Annotated in this window: 16 protein-coding genes; 13 read left to right on the top strand and 3 right to left on the bottom strand. The window is 68.8% G+C overall.

Going from position 1 to position 16,330, the window contains the following annotated elements; all coding sequences use genetic code 11:
- Positions 1 to 67 precede the first annotated feature (67 nt).
- The 4 genes from ACT3TD_RS06430 (at position 68) to ACT3TD_RS06415 (ending at position 4,537) form a co-directional block, all read left to right on the top strand.
- Positions 68 to 502 carry a YraN family protein gene (locus ACT3TD_RS06430; protein WP_301444091.1) on the top strand — a complete coding sequence of 145 codons (435 nt, stop codon included), beginning with the start codon at positions 68 to 70 and terminating at the stop codon, positions 500 to 502.
- A complete protein-coding gene (locus tag ACT3TD_RS06425) occupies positions 496 to 2,148 on the top strand; it encodes a YifB family Mg chelatase-like AAA ATPase (protein ID WP_441579118.1) in 1,653 nt (550 codons plus the stop codon). The genes ACT3TD_RS06430 and ACT3TD_RS06425 overlap by 7 nt, the downstream gene beginning before the upstream one ends.
- A gap of 65 nt (positions 2,149 to 2,213) precedes the next feature.
- Positions 2,214 to 3,539: a DNA-processing protein DprA gene (gene dprA / locus ACT3TD_RS06420; protein ID WP_301443767.1), complete on the top strand. Its 1,326-nt coding sequence runs from the start codon at positions 2,214 to 2,216 to the stop codon at positions 3,537 to 3,539.
- A gap of 11 nt (positions 3,540 to 3,550) precedes the next feature.
- Positions 3,551 to 4,537: a tyrosine recombinase XerC gene (locus tag ACT3TD_RS06415; protein WP_301443768.1), complete on the top strand. Its 987-nt coding sequence runs from the start codon at positions 3,551 to 3,553 to the stop codon at positions 4,535 to 4,537.
- Between the two features lie 16 nt (positions 4,538 to 4,553).
- Here ACT3TD_RS06415 and ACT3TD_RS06410 read toward each other — a convergent pair whose 3' ends face one another.
- Positions 4,554 to 5,171 (bottom strand): M23 family metallopeptidase, encoded by a 618-nt coding sequence (locus ACT3TD_RS06410; protein WP_301443769.1) that lies wholly within the window; start codon positions 5,169 to 5,171, stop codon positions 4,554 to 4,556.
- 548 nt (positions 5,172 to 5,719) lie between these two features.
- On the opposite strand from ACT3TD_RS06410, the gene rpsB reads away from it, so the two are divergent.
- From rpsB to ACT3TD_RS06385, 5 genes are all read left to right on the top strand, one after another.
- A complete protein-coding gene (rpsB, locus tag ACT3TD_RS06405) occupies positions 5,720 to 6,574 on the top strand; it encodes a 30S ribosomal protein S2 (RefSeq protein ID WP_444614763.1) in 855 nt (284 codons plus the stop codon).
- 69 nt (positions 6,575 to 6,643) lie between these two features.
- Complete coding sequence (gene tsf, locus ACT3TD_RS06400) at positions 6,644 to 7,462, top strand: translation elongation factor Ts (protein ID WP_301443537.1); 819 nt, start codon at positions 6,644 to 6,646, stop codon at positions 7,460 to 7,462.
- Positions 7,463 to 7,718: 256 nt separating this feature from the next.
- On the top strand, positions 7,719 to 8,414 hold the full coding sequence (gene pyrH, locus ACT3TD_RS06395; protein WP_301443542.1) for a UMP kinase: 696 nt from the start codon (positions 7,719 to 7,721) through the stop codon (positions 8,412 to 8,414).
- A 181-nt stretch (positions 8,415 to 8,595) separates the two neighbouring features.
- A complete protein-coding gene (frr, locus tag ACT3TD_RS06390) occupies positions 8,596 to 9,153 on the top strand; it encodes a ribosome recycling factor (protein WP_301443538.1) in 558 nt (185 codons plus the stop codon).
- Between the two features lie 119 nt (positions 9,154 to 9,272).
- Complete coding sequence (locus ACT3TD_RS06385) at positions 9,273 to 10,127, top strand: phosphatidate cytidylyltransferase (protein WP_301443543.1); 855 nt, start codon at positions 9,273 to 9,275, stop codon at positions 10,125 to 10,127.
- Between the two features lie 27 nt (positions 10,128 to 10,154).
- Here the strand turns inward: ACT3TD_RS06385 and ACT3TD_RS06380 are convergent, their stop codons facing one another.
- Positions 10,155 to 10,604 carry a LapA family protein gene (locus ACT3TD_RS06380; RefSeq protein ID WP_301443539.1) on the bottom strand — a complete coding sequence of 150 codons (450 nt, stop codon included), beginning with the start codon at positions 10,602 to 10,604 and terminating at the stop codon, positions 10,155 to 10,157.
- A gap of 68 nt (positions 10,605 to 10,672) precedes the next feature.
- Here ACT3TD_RS06380 and rlmN point away from each other — a divergent pair, with 68 nt between their 5' ends.
- Entirely contained in the window at positions 10,673 to 11,785 is a 1,113-nt protein-coding gene (gene rlmN / locus ACT3TD_RS06375) for a 23S rRNA (adenine(2503)-C(2))-methyltransferase RlmN (RefSeq protein ID WP_301443540.1), read from the top strand.
- Positions 11,786 to 11,900: 115 nt separating this feature from the next.
- Here the strand turns inward: rlmN and ACT3TD_RS06370 are convergent, their stop codons facing one another.
- Entirely contained in the window at positions 11,901 to 12,365 is a 465-nt protein-coding gene (locus tag ACT3TD_RS06370) for a DUF2631 domain-containing protein (RefSeq protein WP_441579121.1), read from the bottom strand.
- A 255-nt stretch (positions 12,366 to 12,620) separates the two neighbouring features.
- Here ACT3TD_RS06370 and dxr point away from each other — a divergent pair, with 255 nt between their 5' ends.
- The 3 genes from dxr to ispG all read left to right on the top strand — a co-directional run bounded on the left by dxr (position 12,621) and on the right by ispG (position 16,260).
- Positions 12,621 to 13,805: a 1-deoxy-D-xylulose-5-phosphate reductoisomerase gene (gene dxr, locus ACT3TD_RS06365; protein WP_301443288.1), complete on the top strand. Its 1,185-nt coding sequence runs from the start codon at positions 12,621 to 12,623 to the stop codon at positions 13,803 to 13,805.
- Entirely contained in the window at positions 13,802 to 15,019 is a 1,218-nt protein-coding gene (locus ACT3TD_RS06360) for a M50 family metallopeptidase (RefSeq protein ID WP_301443289.1), read from the top strand. Before dxr ends, ACT3TD_RS06360 begins: the two co-directional genes overlap by 4 nt.
- A 68-nt stretch (positions 15,020 to 15,087) precedes the next feature.
- Complete coding sequence (ispG, locus tag ACT3TD_RS06355; RefSeq protein ID WP_301443290.1) at positions 15,088 to 16,260, top strand: flavodoxin-dependent (E)-4-hydroxy-3-methylbut-2-enyl-diphosphate synthase; 1,173 nt, start codon at positions 15,088 to 15,090, stop codon at positions 16,258 to 16,260.
- The last annotated feature ends 70 nt before the right edge of the window (positions 16,261 to 16,330 follow it).

Genomic DNA, 16,330 nt, shown 5'->3' with positions numbered 1-16,330 from the left:
CAGGTTCCTGCGACGATGCCCCGTGCGGGCCCGGCGCGGTCTGTGCGGCCTGCCAGAGTGCTGGGGTATGTCGGACGAGACGAAGCCACAGAGACAAGGCAAGCAGCAGGGCGGGCCCGCAGGTCGCAGCGGCCGGGCGGGACGCAACCTGCGCGAGGTCGGTGCGGCGGGGGAGGACGTTGCCGCCGCCTACTTCCTGGAGCGCGGCTACCGGCTGCTGGGACGCAACTTCTTCACCGCCCGTGGGGAGGTGGACATCATCCTCGCGGGCCCGGATTCGGGTGACGGCTCGGAGATCGTCTTCGTCGAGGTCAAGTGGCGTCTGGACGGACGCTACGGCACCGGTGCCGAGGCGGTGACCCCGGCCAAGCTCACCGCGATGCGCCACGCCGGGGCGGAGTGGCTGCGTCGTCATCCCGAGCACCGTGCCCGGCATGTGCGCTTCGACGTGCTGGACATCACCGCCGGCGAGATCACCCACTACGAGGGCGTGGGATGGTGATCACGTTCAGCGACCGCTCACCGGTGCGCGTGGGCCAGGCGCAGGGCATCGCCCTCAACGGTGTCACCGGAACCCCGGTGACCGTGGAGTGTGACATCAGCCGCGGGCTGCCGGGGATGAGCATCGTGGGCCTGGGCGACACTGCGGTGGTCCAGGCGCGTGACCGGGTGCGTTCGGCGATGATCAACAGTGGCCTGGACTGGCCGAAGAGCCGGGTGATGATGAGCCTGTCCCCGGCCTCGGTGCCTAAACGTGGGGCGGGTTTCGACCTGCCGATGGTGTTGGCGATCCTGGATGCCCAGGGCGCGGTGCCGTCACAGGAGCTGCGCTCCACGGTGGTGGTGGGTGAGCTGGGGCTGGACGGTTCGGTCCGTCCGGTGGACGGGGTGCTGCCGATGCTCGTCGCCGCCGAGGGGGCGGGTTTCCGCCGCGCGGCGGTACCGGTCGGCAACGCCGCCGAGGCCGCCCGCGCTGCCCAGGCCACCGGCCTGGACGTGGTCGGTCTGGCCCACCTGGGTGAGCTGCTGCCGTGGATACGCGGCGAGCCCGCCCACGACCTGGCGTCCTGCCTCTCGGACAACGCCGGCGGACCGGTGGTTCCCGGTGCCGGTCAGGGTTCGGAGGCGGCGGGCGGGGCCGACCTGGCCGACGTGTGCGGGCAGGACGAGGCCCGACGGGGATTGGAGATCGCCGCGGCGGGCGGCCACCACCTGTGGCTCGCCGGGCCGCCGGGGACGGGAAAGTCGATGCTGGCCGAGCGGCTGCCCGGCATCCTGCCTCCGCTGGCTCAGTCCGAGCAGCTGGAGACCGCCGCGGTGCATTCGGTCGCCGGGGCCCGTCAGCGCCTCGAGCAGGTGTGGCTCGGGCAGCGTCCTTTCGTGGCCCCGCACCATTCGGTGACGCGTGCGGCGTTGGCCGGTGGTGGTGCCGGGCGGATCCGTCCCGGGGCGGTGAGCATCGCACACAACGGGGTGCTGTTCATCGACGAGGCGCCGGAGGTGTCCGCCGGGACGCTGGAGTTGCTGCGCACCCCGATGGAGACCGGGCACATCGACATCGTGCGTCACCACGGTACGGTGCGTTTTCCGTCGCGTTTCCAGCTGGTGCTGGCGTCGAACCCGTGCCCGTGCGGGGCGGCCGAGCCGGTGGACTGCCGGTGCCGCGGTGGTGTGCGTGACCGCTACCTGCAACGTCTGTCGGGGCCGTTGCTGGACCGGGTGGACCTGGCGGTGCGGACCCGCGCCGGGCAGGGGGAGTCGCTGATCGGCTCAGGCGCGGGAACAGCGGGCACTCAGCTCCCGGAGTCCAGCGCGCAGGTGCGCGAGCGGGTGGTCGAGGCGCGCGACCGGGCGGTGCACCGTTGGCGGACGTGGCGGTCGAATGCCGCCGCACCGGGTCCGGCGTTGCGGCGTCACCACTCCGCGGACGACGCGGGCATGGTGATGCTGCAGGAGAAGCTGCGTACCGGCGTGGTCTCCCAGCGTGGGGTGGACCGTACGTTGCGGGTGGCCTGGACGATGACGGACCTGGCCGGTGGTGGCCGGCCCGGGATGGGCGAGGTCATGGACGCGCTCGAGCTGTTCACCGGTTGCGTGGACATCGCCGGGGACGGCGGCAGCGGGGGCGGGAACTGGAGCAAGGGATGAGCGGTGGGACTGAGATGACGGAAACGACGGGCATGAGGGACATGACGGGAACGAGGGGGACTGGCATGAGCGGAGCAGGACGTACGGGGAGTACGGCCGAGGACCACGGCAGCGTACGGATGCGGGCGTGGATGTACCTGCGGCGGGTGGTGGAGGCCTCCCAGATGGAACTGCTGGAACTGTTGTGGCCGGACGGCGTCGACGACGGCGCGGCGGCCAGCGTCGACACCGGTGCGCCGGCGGACGTGGAGCGGGCGGCCGGCATGATCCGGCGTCGTGACTCGGCGTTGCCGGAGGCGCTGCTGCAGAGCACCCGGCGCAGGGCGGACGTGGACGAGTCGCTCGACCTGTCCTTCGCCCGTGAGCAGGGCTGGCGGCTGATCACCCCGGACTCACCAGAGTGGCCCGCGGAACGTTTCGCCAGCTCATTCATGAACATCGGCCCAGACACCGTCGTCGACGGTATCCGTGGGCAGGCGACCCAGCCCTTCGCGCTGTGGGCCACCGGCACCGCCCGGCTGGACGAGGCGGTGGAGCGCAGCGTGGCGATGGTGGGGACGCGGTCGTCGACGGCCTACGGCAACCGCACCACCCACGCCATGGCCAGTGAACTGGCCAACGCCGGGTACACGGTGGTCTCCGGTGGGGCGTTGGGGATCGACACCGCCGCGCACTCCGGGGCGCTCAGTGCCGCAGGACGGACCGTGGTCGTCACCGCGACCGGCCCCGGCGAGGTGTACCCACGCACGAACGAGGGACTGTTCCACGCGGCGACCCGACGAGGCCTCGTGGTCTCTGAGTACCCGCCGCACCAGCGTGCCGCCCGCCACCGCTTCCTCACCCGCAACCGGCTGGTCGCCGCGATGTCGCAGGGCACCGTCCTGTTGGCCGCCGGCTACCGTTCCGGGGCGGTGAACACGGCGAACTGGGCGGACAGCATGTACCGGCCGGTGATGGTGCTGCCCGGCCCGGTGGACTCCGCCGACTACATCGGCTGCCACAAGCGCATCCGCGACGGCGCGGGCATCCTGATCACCCGGGCGGCGGACGTGCGCGAGGTGGTGGAACCGGTGGGCAGCGTGGACACCGAACTGCAGCTCGCCCTCGAGTTCGGGGCCAGCCCGGTCCAGCGGCTCAGTGCGGAGCAGCTGCGGGTGTACGACTCCTGCGGGGTCGCCTCCGACGGCCTCGGCGACACCGAGCACATCAGCGCCGAGACGTCGATGCCGATGGCGGCGGTGGTGCGCACCATCACCGAGCTGGAGAGGATGAGCCTCGTGGTGCGTTCAGGCAACCGGTGGATCAAGACGGTCGACGAGAGCCCTGTGAAGAAGAACGCGGTGCAGGAGAACAAGGTGGACGAGACTCACCATGGGAGCGCGCCGGGCTAGGATCGTGAACCATGAGCAGTGACGGTCACATCCACGGTGTCGGCGGGACCCCGGGCCCCGTGGAGGAGGCCATCGGGGGGTACCTGGAGTACCTGGAGCTGGTGAAGGGGCGTTCGCCGAACACGGTGCGTGCCTACGGCCGGGACCTCTACTCGGCGTGCGAGGGGCTCGGGAGCGTCGAGGAGTTCACCCTGGAACGTGGCCGCGACGTCCTGGACTGGGCTTTGGAGGCCGGGGCTTCGCGGGCGACGGTGGCCCGGCTGGTCTCCGCCATGCGTGGTTTCGGCGGGTGGCTCAGCCACACCGGCCGGCTGCCCGGGAACCCGGTCTCGGCCCTGCAGGCCCCGCCGCCGCAACGCCATCTGCCGCGGGTGCTGTCCAACGACCAGGCCGGCACACTGCTCGAACGGGCCCAGCGACTGGCACAGGGACAGATTCAAGACGGCACGCAGGACGCCCCCGACGCGCACGCCCACGCCCTGAGGGTGCGTGACTGGGCGATGCTCGAACTTCTCTACGCCAGCGGCATCCGCGTCGCCGAGCTCTGCGGGGCCGACCTCGCCGACCTCGGCGACCGTGATCTGCGTGTCACCGGCAAGGGAGCTAAGACCCGTGTGGTGCCCTTCGGCACCGCGGCACGCACGGCGTTGGACGCCTGGCTGGAGGTGCGCGGGGACCTCGCCGCCCGACGTGGGCCGAAGCGTCCGGCGACCTCGGCGCTGTTCCTCGGCAGCCGTGGTGGACGCATCGACCAGCGTCGTGTGCGCGAGGTCGTCCACGCCGCGGCCGAGGCCGCCGGCACGCCCGGGGTCACCCCGCACGGACTGCGCCACTCCAGCGCCACCGCAGTGCTCGAGGGAGGCGCGGACCTGAGGGTCGTCCAGGAGTTTCTCGGACACGCCTCGATGCAGACCACGCAGATCTACACCCACGTCGGCACCGAGCGGCTGCGTCAGGTGTACCGGCAGGCACATCCACGCTCCGGCTACAACGACTGAGTCGGCCGGGCCGGGGTCAGGACCACAGCCGGACGTGGACCACACCCAGCAGGCTCATCGGGTCGATGTAGCGCACGGCGGAACCTCCGTCAGGCGCCTCCACCCGCGCGCCCCAGGACAGTCCCTCCCCGCGTCGGGCGGTGGAGGGCAGGGACGCGGCGTCCGCCAGCACCCCGATGCGTTGGCCGGCGTGCACGGTGTCGCCGGTGGAGACCGAGGCGATGACCGGCTCGTAGGTGGTGCGCAGTCCGTCCCCGTGGTCCACGGAGACCAGCGGGGTCCCGGCGACGACGCCGGCGAAGTGCACGGTCCCCGCGCTACTCGCCGACACCACGTCCCCCGGGGCGGCCGCCAGGTCCACCCCGCGGTGACCCGGCAACCAGTTCTGCTCCGGGATGTCGGCGCCACGCAGCACGGCCCCGGGCACCGGACGCCGGTGCGTCCCCACGCGGTCGGCATCGCCCGTGCCTGCAACGCCCGCAGCGCCCGCAGCGTCCTGCACGTACTGCAGCCCCTGCACCTGTGCCTGTCCCTGCCCCGGTGGCTGGGCGGCACTCACGCCCGTGGCCAGCACCGCCGCGATGAGAGTGGCTGCGATCGTCCGGTACGGCCCCCGCCGTGATGTCCCCGTCATGGGCGCTGATGTTACCGGTGGGAGAGGTGTGAAAAGCCGGGTCGAACCGGAAATGTGGACAACTCCGGTACCGCGGGTGACCGGCGGCGGAGCCGGTGCACAGGGCGGGCACGTGGAGTTGTGGGAAGCTCAGGTTCAGGGTAGATTCATCAACTGCAGTATGCCCGCCAGTCTGGTGCGGCGCTCAGCTGGTGGTCTTCCACCGGTTGCCGAATGCGGTCCCCGCGACGGCCACAGTCACACGCGATCTGTGGTGGGAGCGGCGGGAGCGGTCCGATCAGCACCTGGTCGGGTGGGTGTGCTGACATCGCGTAGGTATCGCGTGATCCGAACATTGTGGCCCGTCCGCCAACGGTCCCCGCTGACTCAAGCGGGGTTATCTGGGCGGGGACAACCCGGGGATGCCTGCCAGGACGACCGGTGAATCGACGGAGAAACCCCGTCGGCAAGTCGGCCGTACAAGAACCGTCAACCTGAACTTTTGAAAGCGAGGAAGGGGAGCGGCAGTCAGGGAAAAGTCCCTGACCAGCGAACTCCCCTGAAATATCATGGCTGTTGTCACCATGCGCGAACTGCTGGACGCCGGCGTCCACTTCGGTCACCAGACCCGTCGTTGGAACCCGAAGATGAAGCGTTTCATCTTCACCGACCGTAACGGCATCTACATCATCGACCTGCAGCAGACTCTGACCTTCATCGACGAGGCCTACGAGTTCGTCAAGGAGACCGTTGCCCACGGCGGCAACGTCCTCTACGTCGGCACCAAGAAGCAGGCCCAGGAGGCCATCGCCTCCGAGGCCGAGCGCGTCGGCATGCCCTACGTCAACCACCGTTGGCTCGGCGGCATGCTCACGAACTTCCAGACCGTCGCCAAGCGTCTGCACCGTCTCAAGGAGCTCCAGGCAATGGAGGCTGCCGAGGACGGCTACAAGGGCCGCACCAAGAAGGAGGTGCTGATGCTGACCCGCGAGCGGAACAAGCTCGAGCGCGTCCTGGGCGGCATCTCCGACATGTCCAAGATCCCCTCCGCATTGTGGATCGTGGACACCAACAAGGAGCACATCGCCGTCTCCGAGGCGAAGAAGCTCAACATCCCGGTCGTCGCCATCCTCGACACCAACTGTGACCCGGACGACGTCAACTTCCCGATCCCGGGCAACGACGACGCCATCCGCGCCACCACGGTGCTGACCTCCGTGATCTCCTCCGCCGTCGAGGCAGGACGCACGGCCCGCGCCGAGCGCCAGGCCGCCGCCGCCAAGGAGTCCGCAGGCGACGCCGAGAAGGCCCCCGCCGAGAAGGCTGAGAAGACCGAGAAGACCGAACAGTCCGAGGCTCCGGAGGCCGCAGAGGCTCCCGAGGCCGCTGCCGCGGAGACCCCCGCAGCCGAGTCTGCAGAGTAGTTCTCACCGGAGAAATTCTCTCTACGTCTGTACTTTTCACTTCCACCATCTGAAGGAGGATCGCCTCACATGGCGAACTACACCGCTGCTGAAGTCAAGAAGCTCCGCGAGCTCACCGGCTCCGGCATGATGGCCTGCAAGAAGGCCCTCGAGGAGTCCGAAGGCAACTTCGACAAGGCAGTCGAGATCCTGCGCATCAAGGGCGCCAAGGACGTGGGCAAGCGCGCCGAGCGCACCGCGGCCGAGGGCCTGATCGCAGTGTCCGGCAACACCATGGTCGAGATCAACTCCGAGACCGACTTCGTCGCGAAGAACTCCGAGTTCATCGAGATCTCCAACCGCATCGCCGAGGCCGCTGCCGCAGCCAAGGCGAACAGCCCGGAGACCCTGGCCGAGGTCGACGTCGACGGCAAGTCCGCCGACACCGTGATCAAGGAGCTCTCCGCCAAGATCGGCGAGAAGCTCGAGCTGCGTCGCGCCGTCACCATCGAGGGCGACAAGGTCGCCGTCTACCTGCACCACCGTTCGTCCGACCTGCCCCCGGCAGTCGGCGTGCTCGTCGCCTACACCGGTGACGACGAGGGTGCGGCCAAGGCCGCCGCCATGCAGGTCGCCGCGCTGAAGGCCACCTACCTCTCCAGCGACGACGTCCCGGAGGAGACCGTCGCCAAGGAGCGCGAGATCGCCGAGGCGACCGCACGCGAGGAAGGCAAGCCGGAGAAGGCCCTGCCGAACATCATCGAGGGTCGCCTCAAGGGCTACTTCAAGGATGCCTGCCTGCTGGACCAGCCGTCCGTCACCGAGTCCAAGAAGACCGTCAAGCAGGTCATGGACGAGGCCGGCGTCACGCTGACCGGTTTCGTGCGCTTCGAGGTCGGCCAGGGCTAGTACCCCCGGTCACCCGCTTGCGCAGCGCGAGCTGCCGCAGGACTGCAGCACCACCTGAACCCGCCGCCCCCGGCTCTGCCCGGGGACGGCGGGTTCGGTGCTGTCGGTGCTGTGGGGGACCGGCCGGCACGCTAGGATGATCAATCGGACACACACGCACCAACACCCCCAAGGAGATCCCACGGTGGCCGAGAGCACTGCAAGCACAGCGAACCCCGCAAGCGACACGAACACCCCGTCCGGTTACAAGAGGGTCATGCTGAAGCTCGGCGGTGAGATGTTCGGCGGCGGCAAGGTCGGCATCGACCCCGACGTCGTGGAGAACGTGGCACGCCAGATCGCCGAGGTCGCCGCCACGGGCGCCGAGGTCGCCGTGGTCATCGGCGGCGGGAACTTCTTCCGAGGCGCCGAGCTGCAGCAGCGCGGCCTGGACCGCGCCCGCTCGGACTACATGGGCATGCTCGGCACCGTGATGAACTGCCTGGCGCTGCAGGACTTCCTGGAGCAGCAGGGCATCGACTCGCGTGTGCAGACCGCCATCAACATGGCGCAGGTCTCCGAGCCCTACCTCCCGCTGCGCGCCGACCGGCACCTGGAGAAGGGCCGCGTGGTCATCTTCGGTGCGGGCATGGGCATGCCCTACTTCTCCACCGACACCACCGCCGCACAGCGTGCCCTGGAGATCGGCTGCGAGGTGCTGCTGATGGCCAAGGGCGTCGACGGCGTCTACAGCGACGACCCGCGCACCAACCCGGAGGCCGAGCTCTTCGACGAGATCACCCACCGTGAGGTCATCGAGCGTGGCCTCAAGGTCGCCGACGCCACCGCCTTCAGCCTCTGCATGGACAACAACATGCCGATGCTCGTGTTCAACCTCCTGACGGACGGCAACATCGCACGCGCCGTGGCGGGGGAGCAGATCGGCACCCTGGTCGCCACCCCGGCGTCCTGAACGGGCCGTACCTGAACGGTCGTACCTTCACGGCCGTACCCGAAAACCCGCCACCGGCGGGGAGGCGCAGGACGCCCCCGTCGGTGAACTTCCGGGAAACTCCGTGCCGGTGACTGGTAGATTCGTCACTGGAACGGCAAGACCTGCCCGCAACTGATTTATCTGCGACAAGAGGACAGCAATGATTGACGACACCCTGCTCGAGTCCGAGGACTACATGAGCCGCTCGGTGGAGCACGTCCGCGAGGACCTGATGACCATCCGGACCGGCCGCGCGAACCCCGCGATGTTCAACGGCGTGTTCGGCGAGTACTACGGTGTTCGCACCCCGATCACCCAGATGGCCACCATCAGCGTGCCGGAACCGCGCATGCTGATCATCAAGCCGTACGAGCAGTCGGCCATGCAGGAGATCGAGAACGCGATCCGCAACTCGGACCTGGGCGTCAACCCCACCAACGACGGGCACGTCCTGCGTGTCACCGTCCCGCAGCTGACCGAGGAGCGTCGTCAGCAGCTGGTGAAGGTCGCCAAGTCCAAGGGGGAGGACGCCAAGATCGCGATCCGTAACATCCGCCGTAAGGGCATGGACGCGTTGGCGAAGATCCAGAAGGACGGCGACGCCGGCGAGGACGAGGTCAAGGCCGCGGAGAAGGAGCTGGACAAGGTCACGCACCAGTACACCGGCCAGGTCGATGCGGTCGTTGAGTCCAAGGAGAAGGAGTTGATGGAGGTCTAGTGACTGCTGGACAACCATCAGGGACAGGCGACGCCGTGAACACCGGGAACCCTGCGAACGCAGGCAGCGCAGATAGCGCAGATAGCGCAGGTAAGAGCACTGGACGCGACGGCTACCGCCTGCCGCAGCCGAAGAACTCCGCCGGACGCAACCTCCCGGTCGCCATCACCAGCGCGCTGGTCCTCGGCCTGCTGGTCGTCGCCGGCCTCGCGATCCCTTACGTGTGGTACCCCCTGGTCGCCGCGGCGATGGGGCTGGCGACCTACGAAGTGCACTCGCGCCTCAAGGAGAACGGGTACTCGCTGAACCTGCCGGTGCTGCTCATCGGCGGGCAGGCGATGATCTGGTTGTCGTGGCCCTACGGGACCACGGGGCTGGTCTCCGCGTTCGCGTTGACGGCCGTCGCGGCCGTGGTCGCCCGCCTGTTCCACAACGGCAGGACGTCGCCTCCGACGAATTGGTTGCGCGACATCGGCATCTCACTGTTCGTGCTGGTGTGGATCCCGATGTGCGGTGCCTTCGCCGGCATGCTCTCGCAGCTGACCTACCGTGACGTGCCGTGGTGGAGCCTGGTGCTCACCTTCATGCTGTGCGTCATCGCCTCGGACGTCGGCGGTTACGCCTCCGGCGTGTTCTTCGGCAGCCACCCCATGGTGCCGGCGATCAGCCCGAAGAAGTCCTGGGAGGGTTTCATCGGCTCGGTGGTGTTCGCCGCCGTCATCGGCATGCTGTCGGTGCTGTTCCTGCTCGACCTGCGTGAGCCGATGCACTACGTGCTCGGCATATCGCTGGGCGCCGGGCTGGCGGTGTGCGCCACCGTCGGCGACCTGGTCGAGTCGCAGTTCAAGCGCGACCTGAAGATCAAGGACATGTCGGCGATGATCCCCGGCCACGGCGGCATCATGGACCGATTGGACGGCATGCTGCCGGCGGCGATGCTCACGTGGATCGTGATGACCGCCGTCGCGGGCTGACCCCGGTCGGCCAGCCCGCAGGTCACGCTATTTGCGCTTCTTCTTGCCGCCGTTGTCGGGGTGGTTGATCTGACGGCGCAGCTGCAGGATGCGCACCGCGCCCACGCACGACATCACCAGGGCGCCGGCGATGGCGGCGATGAGCATCCCCACACCGATGGGGAAGTTCCACTCCCAGACGAACATCTTCAGCTGCACGGAGTCCTGGTTCTGCAGGATGAAGATCAGCAGCAGGATCAGGATCACCGCGCCGACGCTCAGGCCCACCCACGTGGACCCGGCGATCGAGCCGGCGACGGAGGGCTTCGCCGACGAGTCGGCGGCGGTGCCCTCCGGGGCGGGGGCCTCCGACGTCTCCACCTCGGTGGATGCGGCGTCGGACGTGTCGGCGAAGCCGCCGGCGTCGGGCAGCTCGGCGGTGTCGGTGGTCGGGACGGTCAGGTCGTCTGAGCGTTCATTCTCTGGTCTCTTAGCCATGCCGCCAAGTGTAGTGGTATTGCACGATGTGCCCCCACCTCCCACGACGTGCAATAATTGCCGACACCATGACTACACCGGTTCAACTGCAGTTCCGTGCCCCCACCAGGGGCATGCCACCCACCCACCTGGCCGACCTCACCGACGACGAGGTCAAGGCCGCGGTCACCGACGCCGGACTTCCCGGCTTCCGTGCCAACCAGATCGCCAAGCAGTACTACGGACGTCTCGAGGGCGAGCCCTCCCAGATGACCGACCTGCCCGAAGGTCTGCGCACCACCGTGAAGGACGCCCTGTTCCCCACGTTGATGGAGTCGGTCCGCAACATCTCCTGTGACGAGGGCCAGACGCGCAAGACGCTCTGGAAGTTGCACGACGCGACCATGCTCGAGTCCGTCCTGATGCGCTACCCCGACCGCGCGACGCTGTGCATCTCCTCGCAGGCCGGTTGCGGCATGGCCTGCCCGTTCTGCGCCACCGGCCAGGGCGGGCTGGACCGCAACCTGTCGACCGCCGAGATCGTCGAGCAGGTCCGCGCCGCGGCGAAGTCCATGCGCGACGGTGAGGTCGAGGGCGGCGAGGGTCGTCTGTCCAACATCGTCTTCATGGGCATGGGCGAGCCGCTCGCCAACTACAAGCGCGTGGTCAAGGCGATCCGTCGGATCACCGCGCCGGCACCGGAGGGCTTCGGCATCTCCGCGCGCAACGTGACGGTGTCGACCGTGGGCCTGGCCCCGGCGATCCGCAAGCTCGCCGACGAGGGCATGCACATGCGCCTGGCCGTGAGCCTGCACTGCCCGGACGATGAACTGCGCGACACCCTCGTGCCCGTCAACAACCGGTGGTCGGTGGACGAGGTCCTCGATGCCGCGCGTTACTACGCCGACAAGTCCGGCCGTCGCGTGTCCATCGAGTACGCGCTGATCCGCGACATCAACGACCACCCGTGGCGTGCCGACCTGCTCGGCAAGAAGCTGCGCGGCGCGCTGGGCAACCAGGTGCACGTCAACCTGATCCCGCTGAACCCCACCCCGGGTTCGAAGTGGGACGCCTCGCCGAAGCCCGTGCAGGACGAGTTCGTCCGCCGGGTCGCGGCCCAGGGCGTGGCCTGCACGGTGCGCGACACCCGCGGCCAGGAGATCGCCGCAGCCTGCGGCCAGCTCGCCGCCGAGGAGCGCTAGGCTCCTTGCTGTTGTCCGCCTGCCCCAGGGCAGGTGGGGACAAAGAAAAGCCCCCGCCCCGACCCAGGTGACTGGGAGGGGAGGGGGCTTTCTCCGTGCGGACCCTGTGCGGACCCTAGTGGTGCAGCGCGTGCTTCGGGGTCTCGATGCTCTCGACACCGTCGGAGCCGACACCCGGCAGGTTCCAGGAACGCAGCTCGGCGGTCGTCATGTTGGCGTAGACGCCGGTGAGGTTGCGCTGGTCGGCGGCCCAGTCGGGCTCCTGGTGGCCGGCCGGCTTGTTGTGCGAGGTCACCGTGGCGCGCGCGGGCTTCGGCTTCCAGTTCGGCGAGGAGTGGCGTGCGTAGAGCGTGGTGCCCACGATCAGCAGCACGCCGATGCAGACGAGCCAGATGTTCTCGACGTGGCCGGGGTGGTTACCGAACAGCATGCCGAACATGGACAGGCCACCGAGGTAGCCGACGACGATCGTCGTCTTCCGGGGGAACTGGTGCCAGCCCCAGGCTGCGGACGGCTCATCCTCGGTGGAGACGCCGTTGTACACTGCCACCTTCGTGCCATGATTTGCGTGATCGGCCACGTCGATATCCTCCTGAACTAGGACGGCAGTGGTCACCTGCCGAATTATCGCCTCCATTCTTGCACATCCGCCGCGCGCGGTGAACTTCCGCCCCGCCGCGGGTTCCCCCGCCAGTGACCCCGCCGCTCACCCCGCACACAGACCCTGCAGGCAGGCCCCTCACCTGACCGGCGGCTGGGGGCAGCCTGGAGGTCTGCTGGGGGAGCGCGGGGAGGTGGCGTCCCGGCTACCGTGGCGCCGCGGGCCCGTGGAACAATGGGCCGGGTGAAGAGACGAGTAGTGGTGCTGGGTAGTACCGGTTCAATCGGTACGCAGGCGCTCGAGATCATCGCGGACAACCCGGAGCGTTTCGAGCTGGTGGGCATCTCCGCGCACGGGACGAAACCGGAGCTGCTGCTTCAGCAGGTGCGCTCCTTCGGCCTGGGCGCCGGGCAGGTGGCGGTCGCCAGCGACCGCAGTGCCGACGAGATCGAGCGGGAGCTGGACGGCCACGTGGTCCGCGGGGCGGACTCGGCCCGTCAGCTCGTGGAGCGCACCACCGGGGACCTGGGCCTGGGCAGTGAGGACGTCGTCCTCAACGCCCTGGTCGGGTCGTTGGGACTGGACGCCACCCTGGCGACGTTGACCGGCGAGGCGCGTCTGGCGTTGGCGAACAAGGAGTCGCTCGTCGCCGGCGGCGGGCTGGTGCTGGACGCCGCGTCCGAGGGCCAGCTGGTCCCGGTGGACTCGGAGCACTCGGCGATGGCGCAGTGCCTGTGGTCGGGACGTCACGAGGACGTCGCGGAGCTGGTGCTCACGGCGTCCGGCGGGCCGTTCCGCGGGTGGACGCGCGAGGCGCTGCAGGACGTCACGCCGCTGCAGGCGGCGAACCACCCGACCTGGTCGATGGGGCAGATGAACACGCTGAACTCCTCGTCGATGGTGAACAAGGGGCTGGAGCTCATCGAGGCGTCCCTACTGTTCGGCGTCCCGGCGGAACAGATCGCGGTGACGGTGCACCCGCAGTCCATCGTGCACTCCATGGTCACTTTCCGCGACGGCGCGACGATCGCCCAGGCGTCCCCGCCGTCGATGAAGCTGCCGATCAGCCTGGCGCTGGGCTGGCCGGGGCGCGTCCCCGGCGCCCAGACGTCGCTGGACTTCGCCACGGCGTCCACGTGGGACTTCGAGCCCCTGGACGACGAGGTGTTCCCCGCCGTCCGGCTCGCACGCGAGGCCGTGACGGCCGGCGGGTGCATGCCCGCGGTATACAACGCGGCGAACGAGGAGGCCGCGGTGGAGTTCCTCGCCGGCACCCTGGCGTTCCCGCGCATCGTCGACACCATCGCCGAGGTGATGGGGGACTGCGCGTCGCTGGTGCAGCGTCCGCGTGACATCGACGACGTCCTCGCCGCCGAGCGCGAGGCCCGTGCGCGGGCCCACGAGAGGATGGGCCGGTGAGTTTCGCTCTTGGCGTGATCCTCTTCGCCCTGGGGATCGGGGTGACGATCGCCCTGCACGAGGCCGGCCACATGGTCGCCGCCCGGGTGTGCGGCATGCGCGTGCGCCGCTACTTCATCGGCTTCGGGCCGACGGTGTGGTCGACCACGCGCGGCCACACGGAGTACGGCCTCAAGGCCGTCCCGCTGGGCGGTTTCTGCGACATCGCCGGCATGACCGTCAACGACCCGTGGACGGAGGAGGAAGAGCCGTACCTGATGATCAACAGGCCCGCGTGGAAGCGGGTCTTCGTGATGATGGCGGGCATCATCGTGAACATCGTGCTCGGCACGCTGATCATCTTCAGCGTGGCGGTGAGCTTCGGACTGCCGTCCACCGAGGCGCCTGCACCGAAGGCCGTCGAGCTGGTGTGCTCGCCGGAAACCGACGCCACACAGGACGTTACCTGTTCCGGTGAGGGTTCCGCCGCGGCGTCCGGCGTCGCCGTCGGCGACACCTTCGTGAGTGTCGACGGCGAGGATGTCGGGAGCATCCCCGAGGTCATCTCGGGCGTCCAGGAGGTCGGACGCACCGCGGGGCAGGACGGCTCGGCCGTCGGCGACACCGTCACCGTGCCGGCGACGGTCCAGCGCGACGGGCGGGACGTGGACCTGGACCTGCAGGTGCAGCTCGTGGAGCGCGAGGGTCAGACCGTCGGCGCGATCGGCGTGCAGTTCGACGGGCGCGCGGAGATGGTGGACTACAACCCGGTCACCGCGGTCGGCGGTACCGCCGACTACACCTACTACCTGGGCAAGGAGACCGTGAAGGCGCTGGTCGACCTGCCGCAGCGCTACTGGCCGGTCGTGCAGTCCATCTTCGGCGCCGAGCGTCAGATGGACAGCCCGGTCAGCGTGGTCGGCGCCTCCCACATCGGTGGGCAGATGGTGGAGCAGAGCCAGTGGATGAGCTTCCTGCTGTTGCTGGCGAACCTCAACTTCTTCCTCGCGGTGTTCAACCTCGTGCCGTTGCCGCCCCTGGACGGTGGCCATGCGGTCATCGTCATCTACGAGAAGCTGCGTGACCGGTTGCGCAGGATGCGCGGCCTCGAGCCCGGCGGCCCGGTCGACTACGTCAAGGTGATGCCGGTGACCTACGTGGCCACGGCGATCCTGCTGGTGTTCGGTCTGACCGTGATCGTCGCCGACGTCGTCAACCCACTCCAACTGTTTTAGCCCGTCAGGACGCCCGGGCGTAGACTGTGCCCGTAGATCCACACGGAAAGTAAGGACTAGACAACACGATGACCGGAATTTCCCTCGGTTTGCCCGACGCTCCGCCGCCGGTGCTGGCTCCCCGTCGCAAGACCCGCCAGCTCATGGTCGGCAACGTCGGCGTCGGAAGTGACTACCCTGTCAGCGTCCAGTCGATGACGACGACGAAGACGCACGACGTCAACGCCACCCTCCAGCAGATCGCCCAGCTCACCGCCACCGGCTGCGACATGGTCCGGGTCGCGTGCCCGAAGACCGTCGACGCCGAGGCGCTGCCGGCGATCGCGAAGAAGTCGCCGATCCCGGTGATCGCCGACATCCACTTCCAGCCCAAGTACATCTTCGCCGCCATCGACGCCGGCTGTGCCGCGGTGCGCGTGAACCCGGGCAACATCAAGGAGTTCGACGGCCGGGTCAAGGAGGTCGCCAAGGCCGCCGGTGAGGCGGGTATCCCGATCCGTATCGGCGTGAACGCCGGTTCGCTGGACAAGCGGATCATGGAGAAGTACGGCAAGGCCACCCCGGAGGCCCTCGTGGAGTCCGCGCTGTGGGAGGCGAGCCTGTTCGAGGAGCACGGTTTCGGCGACCTGAAGATCTCGGTGAAGCACAACGACCCGGTGATCATGGTCGAGGCCTACCGTCAGCTCGCCGCGCAGAGCGACTACCCGCTGCACCTCGGTGTCACCGAGGCCGGTCCGGCCTTCCAGGGCACCATCAAGTCCGCGGTGGCCTTCGGCGCCCTGCTGGCGGAGGGGATCGGCGACACGATCCGTACCTCCCTGTCGGCGGACCCGGTGGAGGAGATCAAGGTCGGCGACCAGATCCTGCAGTCGCTGAACCTGCGTCCGCGCAAGCTGGAGATCGTGTCCTGCCCGTCCTGCGGGCGTGCGCAGGTGGACGTGTACAGCCTCGCCGAGCGGGTCACCGCCGGGCTGGACGGCATGGAGATTCCGCTGCGCGTGGCCGTGATGGGCTGCGTGGTCAACGGTCCGGGTGAGGCACGCGACGCCGACCTGGGCGTGGCCTCGGGCAACGGCAAGGGCCAGATCTTCGTCAAGGGTGAGGTCATCCGCACCGTGCCGGAGGACGAGATCGTCGAGGTGCTCATCGAGGAGGCGATGAAGATCGCCGACGAGATGGACCCCGAGGAGCTCGCCGCCGCCGGCGTCACCGGCTCCCCCCAGGTCAAGGTCACCACCTAGACCGCGGGGCCACACCTGGCAGGGGGCCGGGTGAAAGCGGTTCGTGTTTGTCCGGGGAACCAGCGCGCTG

It is taken from the genome of Corynebacterium sp. AOP36-E1-14 (assembly GCF_052377495.1).
In the GTDB taxonomy this organism is placed as follows: domain Bacteria; phylum Actinomycetota; class Actinomycetes; order Mycobacteriales; family Mycobacteriaceae; genus Corynebacterium.
The sequence above is the reverse complement of the archived record's forward strand: the minus strand, read 5'-3'. Positions and strand labels throughout refer to the sequence as shown.